The sequence below is a fragment of the Mycoplasmopsis hyopharyngis genome, from assembly GCF_045276885.1.
GTDB classification, from domain to species: Bacteria; Bacillota_I; Bacilli_A; order Mycoplasmatales; family Metamycoplasmataceae; genus Mycoplasmopsis; species Mycoplasmopsis hyopharyngis.
Genome location: NZ_CP174164.1, coordinates 138280 through 156249, shown reverse-complemented (window position 1 = coordinate 156249; position 17970 = coordinate 138280). Strand labels below are relative to the sequence as shown.

Here is a 17970-nt window from a genome sequence, read left to right as displayed (position 1 = left end):
ATGTATATATAAGTTTACCACATAATTTAGCACTCTAAGCATAAAAGTGCTAAATTTTTAATTTAGTATTTTTTGGTAAAAAAAACTAACCATTTTCTGGCTAGTTTTAATAAATTATTCTAATTTACCAAATTTTAATGCTTTTAATATTTGGATGATATTAGCTTCGCCTTTTAAAATAGGATCTTTTTCTTTGTAATAATATGAATAATAAATTATTCAGTCTGTATTATGAACATCATGTTTAGAATTTGTGTATGAAGCATATTTATCGCCTGTTCTAGATTTTTTCATACCCGCTAAATAGTATGGTCTAACTGTGTAACTATTTGTTAGATTAACATAACGTAATGCTTCACCATTATATTTTGATTTTAGCAATGCTAATTTTTCACCTGTAAGAGTTTTAACAAAGGCAGCATTTATTGCATCCTCAATTTTAGATGATGCTAATGCAACAGCAGGACCAACTAAAATTTGTCAACTAATATTAGCATATGAATTATTTATAACCATTATCATTAAAGTTGTATAAATTCTTTGAGCAGCTTTATATGCAAATGATTTCTTAGCGCTTTCCGAAGATTGATAGTTATTTGAAGCAACTTCATCTCAAAATTGTTTTGCTAATGGGGTAAAGACATCAGTGATGATATTTTGAAGTTCATCAATTTTTCCTATTAGACTTAACATTTCACTCATATCAACTTTGATATTTAAAGTTTCTGTGGTTCTAGAACCCATTGGTGCTGGAAAAATAGATCTATCATCTTTATCTGGTAAAAATGTCTGTTGATCAATTTCAGCAACTCTTTCTTTGTATTTCTTTAATTCTTCTCCAAATTTACTATTAAAAATGGTTGAATATAATTGTGAAGAACCATCAGATGCTTTTAAATGTCAGAATAAGAAGTTAATTACTCTAGCAAATGATTCAGAATCAACATTTGAAAATACAATTTCTGATCTTCTTGTATTTGTTCCTTTAGATTCTTTTGATAGCTCTTCAATCGCTTTTTTAATTGAAATAGTTTGATCATCTTTAGAAGTAATAAATTTAATTGCACCTTTTATCGCAACAGTTTTTACGTCAGCAAAGTAATCAGCAATATTCTTTTCTTCGGGTTGCAAGCTTTTAATGTTGTCAAAAACATTATCAAGAATAATATCTAGTAAATCGGTTTTAAGAACGCCTTTAATAAAGGTATCTATGAAGTTAGCAAAATATTTTTGATTATGAGATACAGCATCAAAATTAATGCCTTTAGCTATAAATGAATTTCCTAAAGTTTCTGCTAGGAATAGACCAACAAATTTCGAATCTTTTAACGCAGAAGTGATCATATTCTTTAACGCCACTTTTGTAGTATCGAATTTTGTACTATTTAAGAATTTATGAATAACTTTTGATCATAAATTAGCATCTTTATAATTGCTACTATTGTCAACAAATTCATCTATTAAGTTTTTAAATATTTCTTTAAAATCATTTGAACCTAAAACAGATTTTAATAATTTTTTAAGTTCTTCTACTGCTCCAGCAATTTTTCCAAATTTTTCTTCAAATTTTGCTAATTCAGCAATTTTATCAACAGATTCAGGTTTTGAACTAAATGCTGTTACAATTTTTTCAATATCCTCAATTATTGTTTGTTTATTGTCTTTAATAGATTGTAATTCAAACAATTTAATAAATGTTTGGGGGTTTTTGTAATCTAATGCACTAAATAAAGTGTTTTTAATACCTTCTAGTAATTGAGCAAAAGTCACATCATTATTTGATTCAATATATGTGGCAAATTTTTCTACAAATCCAAAGTTGTCTAAAACTATTTGTAAATCTTTTGTTAAATCTTTAAATAATTTTTTGTTCTTGTCATCATCAAATTCAAAACCAAATTTCTTAGCATAAGAAATAATTAATTGACTAACTACTTCTCCTGTTTCATCATATTTAGAAATATTAGTGATTAATGTTTTTAATTTGTCTTTTAAATTAAATGTAGCTTTATTGTGATTAATGAAGGTTTTTAAAAGATCTAATATTGTTTTTGAAGAAACATAATGATCACTATTTATTATTAAATCTTTAATCATAGGATTTACTAAATCATATAATGCTGATTCTTCTGTTAAACGTTTAAACAATTTTGAAAATTCCTCTTTTTTAATTTCGTCTTTTAAAGAAGCAGGAATTTTTCCGAAAACAACTTCATCTAATTTAAATTTGTCACGAACAAATAAGAATATATTTTTTAATAATGTAGGAAAATCTTCAGAAATTTCTTTTATTTGTGGTTTTGACACTAAAGCCTTAACCAATTTAACAATTTCTTCCATATTTGTAAATTTAGTTTTTGATTCATTTACAAATTTATCAATTTCTGTTTTTGGATTAAACTGAACTGTTTTATCAGTTAAACTCTTTAAGAATGTTTTTAAGAAATTCTTCAAGAAATTGAATTCGCCATCTTTTTCTAATTCAATTAAACCTAATAGTAAATTGGAAGCAACTTTTTTAATTTTTTCATCATCTAAATTAGAATCTAATTTTAATTTCTTAAATACATTAACAAATGATTTTTTAACTTCTTCATCATCAACTAATGTTTTTACGATCTTATCCAACAATGAATAAATATTATTCTTTTCGAATAACTTATCAATTAAATCACTTGGGGTTGTTGCATCTTGATAATGATCAAGATTGTCAATAATTCCTGTTACAAAGAATTCAGAGATATCTTTGTAGTTTTCTTCTTTTAATAATCCTTTAACAATGGTTTCAACATCTTTTTGTTCAACATATTCAGAAACTAAAGGAGAAACTTTAGATACTATTGTTTCTTGTAATTTGAATTTATCTACAGCATATTTAATTGTGTTGGTTAAAATGGTTTTTAAAGTTTCTTTTTGGTTAACAAACTCTTGGTTTTGTTTAATCATTTTTGGTATTTCTACAACAAAAGTAGCAACAAATTCTTTGTCTTTGAATTTGTTTTCTAATTCCTTATAGTAGGCAGCAAAAATTACTTTTGGATCAAGATTTTTACCATTTTTACCTAATTGTGAACACATAACTTTAGCAAAAGAACCAACTAATTCTAATTTGCTATCAAAGTAAGAAACAAATTTAAATAATGAAGCAATTAGTTTTTCTACATTAGCATCTTGAGTGTCTTTTAAAATCTCTGGTAATTTATCTCTTAAAGTTTTTTGAGCTACTTTTGAAATTGCATTAACAATTGGTTCATTTTTAACAATTGCTGTAAATAATTTTTTAGTTATAGCAATTAGTTTGTCATTATTTTCTTGTTTACTAAATACTTTTTTAATGATTTCATTAAATGAATTAATTGCTTGTGCTTCTTGAGAAGTTAATGAAATAATTGATAATTTAACAAATGAAACTAATGAATCTCTAATTTCCTTATCTTGTAATAAAGCAGGAATGGTTGTTTTTAATTCTTGTTCTTCAATTCCAAAAGGTTTTAAAAAGTCTTTGATTGTACTTGAAATTAAATCTGTTTTTGTAGCAGCAAAATCATAAGTGTTTTCAAAGATTTTACCTATTGTTTCAACTTCATTTTTGAATTCTTGTTCTTGAGCAAAAATCTTAACAATTTCTAATAATGTTTTCTTTAATTTGTTTTGATCAGCAAATTTAGTTTTTAATGCTTCAAATACTTTGGTAGAAAATTCAGACATATTGAATTTCAAACCGTTTGTTTTTAACTGTAAGGTGGTTTGTTCAATTAAAATTTCAGATAAACCAATTTGTTGATCAACAACTGGAATTTTAGTTAATAATGCACCAAATACTTTTGCAAATTTTTCTTTGTCAACATCTTTAACAATGGTGCTTTTGTCTTGTAATACTTTGTATAAAGCATTAACAGCAACTGTTGAAATTTCTTTATTTGATAATAAAGAATTAATAATCTTTTTAGCAAATGGTTTTAATTTGTTTGCAATTTCTTGATCTTTTGCAAAAGCTAATTTAACTAAATCATTAAAGTCTTGAATTTTTTCAATTTCTGCTTTATCTTGTTTAAACATATATTTAAGAGTTTTTGAAGCAAGAGCAAAAACATCTTCGTTATTTATAACAAAGTAAACAAGTTTTGATAATTGTTCTTTTGTTAAAAAGTCTTTAACATATTGATGTGAAAATTCACTAACATTGTTTGCTAAACTCTTTTTGATATCTTCTTTTGATAAGATGAATTTAACAATATTATTAATTAATTTTTCTAATTCTTCTTTATGGTTTCTTAAACCATCATCCATTAACATTGATTTAAGAATCTTGATAATTTGTGCTGGGTCAGCAAAATTAGCAAATTTAGTTTTTAGTGAAGTAATAATTTCATTGATATTAAATTCTGAAAAATTAGATTTTAGTAAAGAAGCAAATAATGCTTTAACTGTACTTGAACTAATATCTAATTCTTTGTCTTGTTTTAAAACAAAATCTAATAACGCTTTAATAGTTGGGTTGAATTTAGCTTCTTCAATACCTTCATTAAACTTATGTTTTTTAGCCAATGATTGAATTAATTGTTGTGTTTCAGGATAATTAAATACCTTATTAATAAAGGTTGAAACAAATGAATTGATATTAGCAGAACTATCTTTATCAAATAATTTATCGAACAATTCTTGTGGAGTATTTGATTGTTCGTAAATAGCACTATTTTTAACTGTTAATTCTAATAAATAATCTGTGAATAAAGTAATGTTTTCTTTGTTTAAAAAAACTTTAACTGCTAAAGAAATTTCATTTTCATCTAAATAAGCAGAAGCATTTTCTTTTAACATTTTAGTTAAAAGAGCTTCAAGACCAAATTTGTCTTTTAAGAATGTTGAAAGGTTTTGAGTTAATGTTTTAATAGAATCTATTGATTCTTTTAATTCTTGGTTTTGAGCAATAATTTTTCCAAAGCCTAAAACTACTTTTCCATATTCTAACGATTTTAAGTGAGTAGAAATTTTGGTAGATACGTTTTTGGTGAAATTACCAATGTCAAATTTAAATCCATGAGTTGCGACTTCAGCAAATACTTCTTGGAATACGATAGGTAAAATTTCAAATTTTTCAACGAACAATGATGAAGAATTGATTAAACCAGAAATTAATTTTGTGGTTTGTTCATCTGTTATACCTTTTACTAAATCAGGGTAAGTTGTTTTAACAAATGTTTTTAAAACTCTTGCTAAAACTGGTTTAATAGCATTATCTTGTGTTAATTCAATAATCAATTTTTCCATTGATTTAGTCAAATCACTAAAATTGTTTGATTTATCGAAGATAACTTTAACTAATTCTTCAAAGGTTGAAGCATTAGCAAATTTTTCACCTTGGTTTTTCTTTAAAGCAAAAATACTATCAACAAAGTGTTTAATAACATCGCTTAGGTTTGAAGAATTTAAAACTTTTAACACCAAAGTTTCTAAATCAGTTTTTGAAATGTATTTTTCAACATTTTGTGGCAATCCTTTTTGAATTCCTGCTTTTAACAATTGAACTACCATTGGGTTTTTTGGTAAGCTAGTTAAAAATTTTGAAAGTACATCAGCAAATTCTGCGTGATTACTTGTAGCAAAATCACTTCCTATTAATTCTTTAACTAATGTAAAGATTTGATTGTAATCAAATATTTCAGTAATGATTTGTTTTAAATATTCTGGTTTAATTTTTTTAGTTCCAACAATACCATCAGCATCTCAATCTTTTGAAGTAATGTCTTTTTGAATCTTATTCATTGCATTAGCTAAAAAATTACTTTTTTGGAATCATGCTTGGAATAAATCTAAATTCTTACCATTTTCTTTTTCAAAGAAATTTGCTAAGTGTTTATCTGGATCGATTTCAAGATACTTTGGATTTTTAAATAAGTTTTTAATAGTAATGTTTAAAGATGCAACAATTCCAAAAGTAGCATCATCATTCATTCTTTTTCCAAAATGATTTTGATCTAATTGATCTTTAACACTTTCATATATGTCATCTTTTGATTTGAACATAAATTCATCATTGTTTGTTCCAAATATTTTTTCAAAAGTTTCATCAGAAGTTTTAGTAGGCATTTCCAAAATTCAATCATTTTGATCTTTAGTACTAAAACTTAAGTTATCAAAATGGTTTTTAGTAATTCCATATTTTTTAGCAACTTTATAACTTAAATCAACACCCGCTGACATTTTGATAAATAATTCAATTGCCATTTTTTTATAACCAAAAATAGATGGATGAATATCCAAAATCATTGGTGTTAATTTTTCTTGATGTTCTTTTCAATAATCTGCATCATAAAGATTAATAAAATTGTTTTTGTGTAAGATAGCACTTTCTTTAATTTTTTCAGTTAATAAGTTAGCAAGTATTTTATCTACTGAAACTATGTCTTTAATGCTAGCAGGTAAAATATCATTAATCATTAATAAAATTCTTTGCATTGGTAAAGGGTAACTAGCAAAAACAATATTTGCTTTTGGATTAATGATTTTTAATTCTTTTGAAATAGTTGCTAAACGTTTTTGTAATAAGGTTCTTACCACTCTCATAACTTCAAGAACTTTAGGAGTAATTTCCTTTAATAAAGTTTCTTGCGAAAGAGTGTTTTTATCCATAAATTCAGAAATAATTTTTGAAATATCTGTATCCATTATTAATTTAATTAATAATTGGATTACATCATTCGCACCTAAAGTAATGGTTATTAAATTAGATTCTTTTATTTTCTTAAGAATTTCCTCTTTAGCTTTGGCTTTATCACCATTAAATTTATTTTTAACAAAATAATCTAGTTTATCTGTAACTGATGTAGCATAGTAATTAACTTCATCAGCATCATTTTTGTCATATTGAATACCTAAAAGTTCCATTCAATCAACAATTGTAGAACCAGAAGCAGAATAGTTGTCAAAACTTTCTAATTTACCTTCTGATAATTTGCTAATAAATGAAGCTAAATATGCTGGAAAAGAAGCACCAGTTACTTTTCCATCCTTAAATTCTCCCGGATAATCTTTTGGTAATTCACCCGAAAAACCAGCAGATATAGAATCTCCAAAAGCAAAATATTTTACCTTTTGGTCTTTTCTAATAAGATTGCTTGATTGATCTCTTTTTTGTACTAAATTGGCATCAGGATCTTCTATTGGATCAATAGGTAAAATTGGATCAGGTATTACTGGTGGTTCTACAACAACAGGTGGCTTAGGAATAACGGCTCCACCTTTGTCAAAATCACTATTCTTTGTTTTTTTGAAAGGAATAAAGCTAATACCTACTCCTAAACCAGCTAAAGCTAATGCTGAAAAAACAGAAGAAAGAATGATTATTTTTTTCTTCTTTGATTTTTTATTTTCATTTGTGTTCTGTTGCATAATTTATAAAAATACTCCACGTTTTTATGCTTAACATTCTTCAATCCATATTGTTCGTTTAAAATGATGTTAAAATGTCGCTACAATTATAAAACAATATTTAATATATTAATAATAGGCTTAGAAAAGCATTCAAACATTATTGAATATTTTAGAAATTGAAAATAAAAAAACATATTCCCCTTATTTATAGAACAATTCGGAAAATATGAAAATATAAATATAAGAATAATATGGTAAAAATCAACCATAATTGACTTAAACTTTAAAAAAAACACATTTTTTTATTTGCTGCAAATAGAGTAATAAATAAAAATTAAAAATCTTAAATGAAATTAAATTAACCAACATGATCAAGTTTTGTAAACAACATTTACCTTGTTATTTAAAAAGATTATTTTTCTTTCCGGAAAGAATCTTCTCCGTATTTTGAAAAATAGTAAAATATTGCTCTTTGACTAATATTTAATAAAACTTTTTTCATTTCTTCAATACTTCATTTTTCTTCTTTAAAGTAGAAACAACCTCTTTTTGTATGTTCTGTATCCATTAAATAAATTTTATTTAATTCACCGTATTCTGCTATTGTTACTACTCTATCTAAAATTGTTGATTTACTATTAAAATCTCAACCATATCCAAAACAAACAAAAGGAAAAATTTTCTCATCTTTTAATCATGTTCTTAAACCGATAACATTTTTTCCTAACCTCTCAATAGCATTACCACAAGCTTGTGTTTTACCTGTTATTTCTTTAATTTTGTCATTTGTTCCTTGCTTTTTTGCTTCAGAAATTAATATTGGTAAAAAGATATCTTCTTGAAAATTCTTTATAAATAGAATTCCGCCATCTGGTTTTATATTACTACTTTCAAAAGTATAAATCCATTCTTCTTCTGGGAATTTTTGCTTTAATTTTTCAACAATCTCTTTTAAATTAATCGAACTTTCTATTTTTATTTCTAGAAAAGGGAATTTTTCATTTAAACTTTTTAAAATAGATTCAACTGCTTTTTTAAGTTCATTTTCTTGTTTTTCTGAATCGATGGTTAAACCTTGCCCTCCATGAACTTGTTCTTTTTGGATTTCTGACAACTTTTCTGAGTTAGACATTATTTATCCTCCTTTTTTGATTCTTTTATCATTCTTGAAGGTACAAAATTATTTAACGCATTGTTATTATCTATATGAACAAAAATTAAATCCTTTGGTAAAAAGTCATTACCACAAAAATACGAAGTATTAAATGAAGATTGATTTCCGTTAAAAGAAACTCTTTTATCAACTATTAACATTTGGCATGGATTATCAGCAAAATAATGTCCAATTTCCTGATAATTTAGACACATTATATTCGCTAACATTGCTCAAGGTTTTTTCAAAGAATTTAATCTCTTAAAAACATCAAGTTTTTTTGAAAAAGGTGGATTTGATAAAGCAATATCTCACAATTCTGGTTCATATTTAAAAAAGTCTTTGTCTTCCCATATATGAGAAGAAACATATTTAAAATTATTTTCTCTACAAAAATAAGCAAATTCACTTTCCTCTGTATCGAAAGGCAATCAAATAATTGGTTCTCTATTTAATTTCTTTCTCAACTTATTTACTAGCCTATATATATATATATATATATAGCGTCTACTAAAATTTTTGGTGTGTATAGTTCATCTGTTTTGTTTTTTGTGAAAGCAGATGCTATTGAATGTGCCATTTTTTCTCCTTAATTTTCACTTATTAAATTTAATATATCATAAAAAATGATTTTAAATTTCTAATTTACATTCCTTATTTTTTCCTTTTAAAATTTTAATTAATAAAAAAATTTGTTTTATTCTATTTTATAGACTAATAAGAAAAATATTATGCTTAAAAAGCTTATTTATTCTAAAACAAAATGTCACGCTTTTTTCCTAAAAATTTAAGCAATATGAAACATATTTTTCAAAGCTAATGGCGCCATTAATTGACTTAAAATCGCAATAAAAAAACTTATGATTTTCTTTTGGATATCATAAGTTTTTTCTTTATTAGAAGTTAGATTTTTCCATATTTCAGTGCTTTAGCAATTTGAATAATATTTGGTACATCGATCATTGAATCTTGTCCATTGTAATAATATTGATAGTAGATTATTCAATCGGATTTATGGATGCTATGTGTTGAATTTTCATATGAAGAATCATAAAGTTTATTGTACCAACTATACGATTCTATCATTCCGCTTAAATGTCAATCTTTAACTTCATAATTTTCAGTTAGATAAATATAACGTAATTTAGATTTATCTTTATATTTATTCATTATGTTAGACCTATATTCTTGATTTGTTAGAAATTCATCTCTAAATGCTTGAGTTACTCCCTCTTCAATTGTATTAACCATTGTTTTGGTTGGAACTAACGCTTTATCAACTGTGTTACTAATAATAGCTGACATTAATCCAGCATACAATCTTTGGGCTGCTTTATATGAATAAGCTCTTTTTGCGCTTTCAATTGAAACAAATCTATTGTAAGAAACTTGTTTTCAATATTCTTTTGCTAATGGTCTAAAGATGTGAGAAATTATATTTTTCAATTTGCCTAATAATTTATTGTATTTAAACAATAATTGTCAAATGCTTCCTGGATCAACTTTAATATTTAATGTTTCAGTTGTTTTTGATCTCATTCCCGAAATTATAAAACCATCATCAGGATCTGGGAAGATAGTTCTTTCTTCAATTTGTTTAACAAGTTCGGGATGCTTTTTCAATTCATTTTTGTAATTGTCAGCAAATAATGAACCGTATAAACTCTTATCATCACCAGTTAGTTTTGAATGTCTAAAGAAGAAGTTAATAAAATGAGCAAATGCTTCTGGATCTACATTTTCAAAAACAGTTTTTGATCTCATTCCCGAAATTATAAAACCATCATCAGGATCTGGGAAGATAGTTCTTTCTTCAATTTGTTTAACAAGTTCGGGATGCTTTTTCAATTCATTTTTGTAATTGTCAGCAAATAATGAACCGTATAAACTCTTATCATCACCAGTTAGTTTTGAATGTCTAAAGAAGAAGTTAATAAAATGAGCAAATGCTTCTGGATCTACATTTTCAAAAACAGTTTTTGATCTATCATTTTTCTCTAGTTCGTCCATTACTTTTGTAACTAAGATAGTATCATCACCATTTGATATAAATTTGATTGCTCCTTTAATAGCAACTGTTTTTACATCTTGTAAATAGTGCTCAATAATCTTTTCATCAGGTCTTAAATTCTTAACATTTTCAAATATTCCATCAATAATTATTCCTAGAATATCCGTCTTGACAACACCTTTGAAGAAACTATCTAAGAATCTACTCATATATGGTCTTACTCTATTAACAGCATCTTCATTGTAACCTTTTAGAACTAATGAGTTACCCATAGTTTCGCCTAAGAACATACTGATGAACTTAGAATTGTTTAGCGCTTCTGGTATTAGTTTTTTCATTGCATCTTTGATTTTTAGAGCATCAGTAGTATTTAAGAACTTGTGAATTACTTGTGATCAAAGAGTAAATGAACTATAATCACTATTTTTTTCAATCAATTGATTTGCAAAACTTAGTAATATTTGTTTTAAATCTTCAGATTTTAAAATAGTCTTTAATAAGTTAGCAAACTCTTGCTTACCATTAGGGAAGTTTTTATATTTTTCATCAATCTTAGATTTTTCTAAAATCTTATCTACTGTTTCTGGATTTTGAGCAAAAGTAGTAATCATTCTATCAATATCATTGGTGATTGTATCTTTATGTTGTTCCATAAAGTCCATACCAAATATACCGATTAGTATTTTTGGATCTTTAAAATCAATTAAACTTACAACCGAATCTTTTAATTTGTCAAAGAAATCAATTGGTTCTGAAAGTAAATCAACATTAGTTTTTACAAAGTTTACAATGTTGGTAATTAATCCTAATTTATCTAAAACATTTGGAATGTTCTTAGCTAAATCTTTAAAGAATTTTTGGTTAGCTTCATCTTTAAAATCAAATCCATAATCATTTGCTAAATTAGTTAAATATGAAGCAAATAAGTTTTGAGTTTCTTCATAATTAGCAATAGTTGTTAATAATGTTTTGATTTTTTCGTCTAGTTTATAGGTAGATTCATTCTTTCCAATGAATACTTTAAAAATATCTTTAAAGTCTTTTACCGAAACATAATTATGATTATTTGTAATCATATCTTTAATTGAAGGTTCAACTAAAGCATACACATTTGGTTCTTCAATAATCTTGTTAAAGATTTTAATATATGATTCTTTGTCAAGATATTTACTAAATTTTTCAGGTATTTTACTGTAAGTTAATTCAGGTAAATTAATTTTTTTGCTTACAAAAATAACTAAATTCTTTATTAGTGTTGGGATTTGTTCTACCGAATTTTTAATTGGTTGCTTAGAAGCTAAGACCTTTAATAACTTAACAATTTGAACTGTGTCAGTAAATTTAGTTTTTAATTGTTGAGCAAAATCTGCTATTTCATCTTCAATCTTAAAGTCTTTTCCTTTTAATACTAAACCTTTAAATAAAGTTTTCAATAAACTACTTAAATAATTAAAGTCTGTTTCTTTATCTAATTCAACAAAACCTAAAATTATATTTTTTGCTAAATCAGGAACTTTTGCTTCTTCAATTCCGTTTGTTAATTCTAACTTTTTGAAAATTGCTGTAATTGTTGTATCTATTTGATTATTTTCAAAAGTATTTTTGATTAATTTTTCAATCAATTCATAAATATTATTATGTTCAAAAAGTTTATCAATTATTTCATCAGTGGTGTTTAGATTTTGATAATGTTCTGCATTTTCAATAATAGCTTTTATAGCAAAATCGACAATTGCTTCATAATTTTTGTCTTTTAAGACTGCTTGGATTAATGTTTTGATATTTTCTTGTCCAATATAGTCTTTAACAATTTCTAAATCTTTAATTTTTTCAATTATTGTTTCATTTAATTTCAATTCTTTATTTGAGAATTTCAAAATGTTAACAAGCAATTTTTTAATCGATTCTTGATTTTCTTTTAATTTTGGAGATTGAGGAATTAACTTAATAATTTCAGTTGCTAATGAAACCATTAATTCTTTATTTTCAACTTTTGTTTTTAATTTTGAAGACAATGAAGTCATAAATTCTTCAATATTAAATTTAGTTCCATTTTTGCCTAAATTATCATAAAGCGATTCTGAAAGTAATTGAATAGCTTCTAATTTATTTTCAATAATAGGAACGAAATTGAATAATGATAAAACAATTTCTTCTACTTTGTTGGTATCAATACCTTCGAAAATTTCATTGTATTTTTTGCCAACAACTTTAACAATGATTTTTGCAAATACTTTCTTACAATTTTCATTTTTAACAAAGATATCAAAAGTAGTTTTGATTTCAGTGGTTAAAGTAGTCTTAATATTTTCTTTGCTAAAAATAACTTTTAATAAATCAGAATAAGTTTTAACATCTTTTAACTCTTCTGTTGTAAAAGCATTGATACTTAAATCAATAATTTTTAAGAAAAATTTCTTAATTTGTTCATTTTCAAAAACAAATGTTGAAACCTTTTTAATTGTTTCTTCCTGGTCAGGAGTTTCTAATAAATTAGCTAAAGATTTAGAAATAGTATCAATGATTTTGCCTTTTGTTGATTCTTCAAATATTATCTTGTTATAAACATTTAAGATTAATTTTTGTAAAGGTGTTGAAATTTCTTTGATATTTGGATTAGTTATCAAGAATTTAATAAAGTCAATTGCTTTTTCTTCATTAGTAAATCTTAGTCTTAGTTCTTCAACAATTTTAACCAATTCATTTTTTATGTCAAAACTTGAACCTTGATCTATCAAGGAAACTAATAATTTTTCAACAAAATTATTTATTATCTTTTCTTTTTTATCATATTCAAAAATAACTGACAATAAATTGCTTGTGAGTTTTTTAATATCCTCATCGCTTAAATCTGTAGCTAAATTATTCTTTTGTAATATTTCTTTTAATATTGTTTGAGTTTCTGGATAATTTGAAATTTTTGATAATAATTTAGAAACCAATAAACCTAAATCATTTTGAGGATCTTTAAAGATATTTGCTAATAATTCTTTTACTGAATTTGCAGAAACATATTCTGAACCTCTTGTAAAAATAACATCAATTACATAACCAAAGATTTCTTGACTAATTTCTGGTTTAAATAAGATCTCAATTACTTTTTTAGCAGATTGTTCTTCCATAAAGGTTCTTAAATAAGGAACAATTGCTTCTTCTGCTTTTTGCTTTAAGACAAGTTTTTCACTTGTGAAAGCAAAAATATTTGAAACTAAAACTTTAATTACATTAGCTTCTTTTTTGAAAATTGGGTCATTAGCAAATAATTTAAATACTTCTAAAGTAAATTTTTCTAATTGTTCAGGTGAACCGAACTTTTCTTTTAATACTTTTAAAATTTGTTCATTAATTTGATCAAGTTTAAATTCTAACCCATTATCTTTAAATTGGTCAAATACTATTTGACAAATAGCGGCAATTAATTGATGGTTTTGATCAAGAGTCTTAATTTTACCTAGTAAAGCAACAACAAGCGAATTGAATTTTTCTTGTTCAACATTTTGAACAATGTTAGAATGTTTTTTAGCAACATTGTAAAGAACATTTCCTATAATGTTTTGGATTTTTGGTTCTTTAATTAATTTATTAATAAATTTAGTTACAAATGATTTTAAGTCACTTGTGATTTGACTATCTTCAAAAATTACTTTTACTAAATCATTAAAGGTGTTGATTGTATTTACTTTATCTTTATTAAGAGATAACATATTTTTAATTGACTTACTTAAGATAGAATGTAAATCTTGATCCCCTAATAAAAATTCAATAATTTTTGTATATTCTTCTTGTGATAAATAGTCAGCAACGCTAGTATATGAAAGAGAACTAATATTGCTTGCGACTGTTGATTTTAATTCTGGTTTATTTACAACAAATAAAGTTAAGTTGTTTAAAAACTTTTCAATATTTGCAGCATTTTGTCTTAATTTATCATTTGTTAAGATTGACTTAATTAATTTAATTAAATTATTAGGAGCAATCATTTCATTTAACTTACTTGTAAATGATTTTAAAATTAATTCAACATCAAATCCACTAAAGTTAGAACTTAATAAAGAAGTAAATATAGTTTTTACTAAATCAGTACTGATGCTTAATTCTTTATCTTGTTCTAAAACGAAATCAAGCAAGCTCTTAATCATTGAAGTAAATTGTTCTTGTGCAATATCTTTGTTTAATCCATACTTTGAAGATAATGAATTAATCAATTGTGAAGTTTCTGGATAATCAAAAATCTTGTTTACAAATTTGGTTACAAAATTATTTAAATTATTTGAACTCGAATTGTCAAATAGTTTATCAAACAATTCTTTTGGAGTTTGTGATTCATTATAGATTTCTTTTTTATTGATTGTTAAATCTAGAACATAATCAATAAACATTTGAATATTTTCTTCTTTGATTAAAATGTTAGATAAAAGCTTAATTTGTTCATTATCAAAGAATGAACTTGCTTTGACTTTTAAAATGCTTTCAAATTCTTTTTTAACCTCGAATTTTTCTAAAACATAATTTGAAATGTTAGTTGCAAATGTTTTAAATGTTGCAATATTTTGTTGTAATTCTTGATTATTAGCAATTATTTTTCCAGTGTCTAAAATCAATTTTCCATAGTCTAATTTCTTGAAATGTTCACCAATTTTTTCACTTGAATTTTTTACTAAATTACCTATATTAAAGTTAAATCCGTTAGAAGCAACTTCTGAAAATATCTCTTGGAAAACAATAGGTAAAACTTGATTATTTTCTAATATTGTAGTTGATGAATTGATTAAACCTAAAATAACTTTTTTAAGTTCTTCTTCATTTGTATTTTTTAAAAATGAAGGATATTGCTTTTCAATTATTGAATAAGTAGTTTTAATTAAAATTTCTTTAACTTCTTGGTCTTTAATAAGATCCATTACTAATGAATTTAAGGTGTTAATTAAATCAGTGAAATTATTCTCTTTAGCAAAAAGGATTTTAGTTAAGTCTTCAAAGGTATTTGCTGACTCAAACTTTTCAGGATGATTTGATTTAAGAGTAAAAATACCATTTACAAATTTTTCAACTATTTTTGGTAAATGATTTGATTTAAATAATTTAACCGCTAACACTTGTAAATCTTTTTTAGAAATGTATTTTTCAACACTTTCTGGTAAAGCTTTTTGAATGCTTCCTTTGATTAAAGATTCAATTTTTGGATTTTGAGAAAGTGAAACAAAGAAACTAGTAATGGTTTTGGTCAAATCATCAGAATTGGTTGTAGCAAAATCACTTGTTAATAATTCTTTAACAAGTTTAAAAATTTGGTTTTGATCAAAAACTTCTGCAAAAATTAATTTTAAATATTCTATCTTTAATTTTTTAACACCCGGTTTTCCGTCACCATCTCAATCTTTGGTAGTAATATCACTTTGAATTTTGTTAATTGCATCAATAAAGAATTTACTATTGCTAAATCATTTTTCCAACAAAATAATATTCTTACCGTTTTCTTTTTCAAAAAAGTTAGCTAAATGTCTTTGAGGATCAATTTCTAAATATTTAGGGTTTTTAAAAATAGCAAATATGGCATTTTTAAATGTGGCAAAAATACTAAATGCACCTTCTTCAGTAATTCTTTTACCAAAATTTTTGGCATCAATTTGGTCTTTGAATTGATTAATTAATTCATCATCTTGAAATAGGAATTTTTCAAAATCATTTGTAAAAATTTGAGAATAAATATAATCAACATTTTGACTAGGTAATTCTATTATTCACTCATTTTGGTCACTAACATCAAGTGTTAAATCATTAAAATGTTTTTTAGTGATTCCATATTTTTTAGCAACATCATATGTGAATTTTGTTCCTGATGATATTTTCAAAAATAGCTCCATTGCCATTTTTTTATACCCATAAAATGAAGGGTGAATATCTAATGCCATTGGGGTTAATTTTTCTTGAAATTCATTTCAAAATTCAAAGTCATAAACATTAACAAAATTGATATTAGTTTTAATTGCACTTTCTTTAATTTTTTCAGTTAATAATTTTGAAAATAGCTTATCAATAGAAATAATACTTTGAACTTGAGGAGGAAGAATTTCATTTACCATTAACAATAATCTTTGCATTGGTAAAGGATAACTTGCCAAAATCACATTTGCTTTAGGATTTATTTTTTTAATATGATTAGAAAGAGCAACCAAACGAGATTGTAATAAGCTTCTAATTGTTGTTAAGATTTTAGTTACATTAGGTAATAAATCTGAAATTAAAGTTTGTTGTGAAATCGAACCTTTTTCTATAAATTCATCAACAATTTTAGTTAAATCTAATTCTAATGCTAAGGTTGATAAAATTTTAATAACATCATTAGCACCTAAGGTGATAGTTATTAAATTAGATTCTTTTATTTTATTAATAATTTCTGTTTTGGTTTTTTCCAAATCATTAAACTTTTGCTTTAAACCATTGGTTTGTGAAAGTTCATAGTGTTTTTGCTCTATTTCATTTTTAGAATATTCAACTTGTAGTAAATCAATTCAATCTACAATAGTTGATCCAGAAACAGCAAAGTTATCAAAACTTTGCAATTTATCTTTTGAAATTTGATTAATGAAATGAGCTAAATAAGCAGGGAATGAAATACCTACAACTTTGTGATCTTTTAATTCACCTGGATAATCTTTAGGTAATTCACCTGAAAAACCAGCAGATATTGAATCTCCTAATGCTAGGTATTTAACTCTTTCATATTTTCTAATTAAATTAGAAGATTGGTTCTTTTGTTGACTTAGTTGTTCTTCTTCTTCTGTTTTTTCACCTGGTAAAACAGGAGGAACTGGGATGGGTTCTGGTAATGGCGGAATTATTTTATCATTGTTTGGTATTCCGTTTCTTCCTGGATCAGGAAGAATGGTTTTTTGTTTACGTGGTATAAAAGATAAACCTACACCTAATCCTGTTAAAGCAAGTGCTGATAAAACTGAGGAAGCAATGATGATTTTTTTCTTTTTTGTTAATTTAGATTTTTCCATAATAGGGAATCCTCCAAAACTCATCTTTAAAAGACAAATTTTATTCCCTTACATTATAAAGAAATTTATAGAAAATGCATTTTTTTATATTTTTCCACTTTTTAGCAAAAAATCAGTTTTTTAACCTTAAAAATGACAAAAAGACACTTTTTAGATAGTTTAATCTTTTGGTTAAAAAACATAAAAACAAAAAATAAGCAATAAAAATTATTTAATAAGGATTTAAAAATGATGTCATATCAATTAATAGAATTAGATGTTAAATTTTAAAAATTTAAAACCTATTTTATTAACAATAGATTAATTTTAGCTTTTAACTTCTGGGCATTTTATCGTTTTAATAACAATGTTTTTTCCTAAGTATATGATTTAAAAATTTAGCAGCTGTATATTTGCTTAATTTTCTAAAATTAGTATGTAATAAA

Annotated in this window: 4 protein-coding genes; all 4 read right to left on the bottom strand. The window is 24.8% G+C overall.

Annotated features, from left to right (window positions below):
- Positions 1 to 114: 114 nt before the first annotated feature.
- A complete protein-coding gene (locus ACJA25_RS00570; protein ID WP_406615707.1) occupies positions 115 to 7392 on the bottom strand; it encodes an SGNH/GDSL hydrolase family protein in 7278 nt (2425 codons plus the stop codon).
- Between the two features lie 394 nt (positions 7393 to 7786).
- A complete protein-coding gene (locus ACJA25_RS00565; protein WP_406615705.1) occupies positions 7787 to 8506 on the bottom strand; it encodes an EcoRI family type II restriction endonuclease in 720 nt (239 codons plus the stop codon).
- Positions 8506 to 8994: a hypothetical protein gene (locus ACJA25_RS00560; RefSeq protein WP_406615703.1), complete on the bottom strand. Its 489-nt coding sequence runs from the start codon at positions 8992 to 8994 to the stop codon at positions 8506 to 8508. Before ACJA25_RS00560 ends, ACJA25_RS00565 begins: the two co-directional genes overlap by 1 nt.
- A 436-nt stretch (positions 8995 to 9430) precedes the next feature.
- Positions 9431 to 17545, bottom strand: coding sequence for an SGNH/GDSL hydrolase family protein (locus ACJA25_RS00555; protein ID WP_406615701.1), 8115 nt, complete (start codon positions 17543 to 17545; stop codon positions 9431 to 9433).
- Positions 17546 to 17970: the final 425 nt, after the last annotated feature.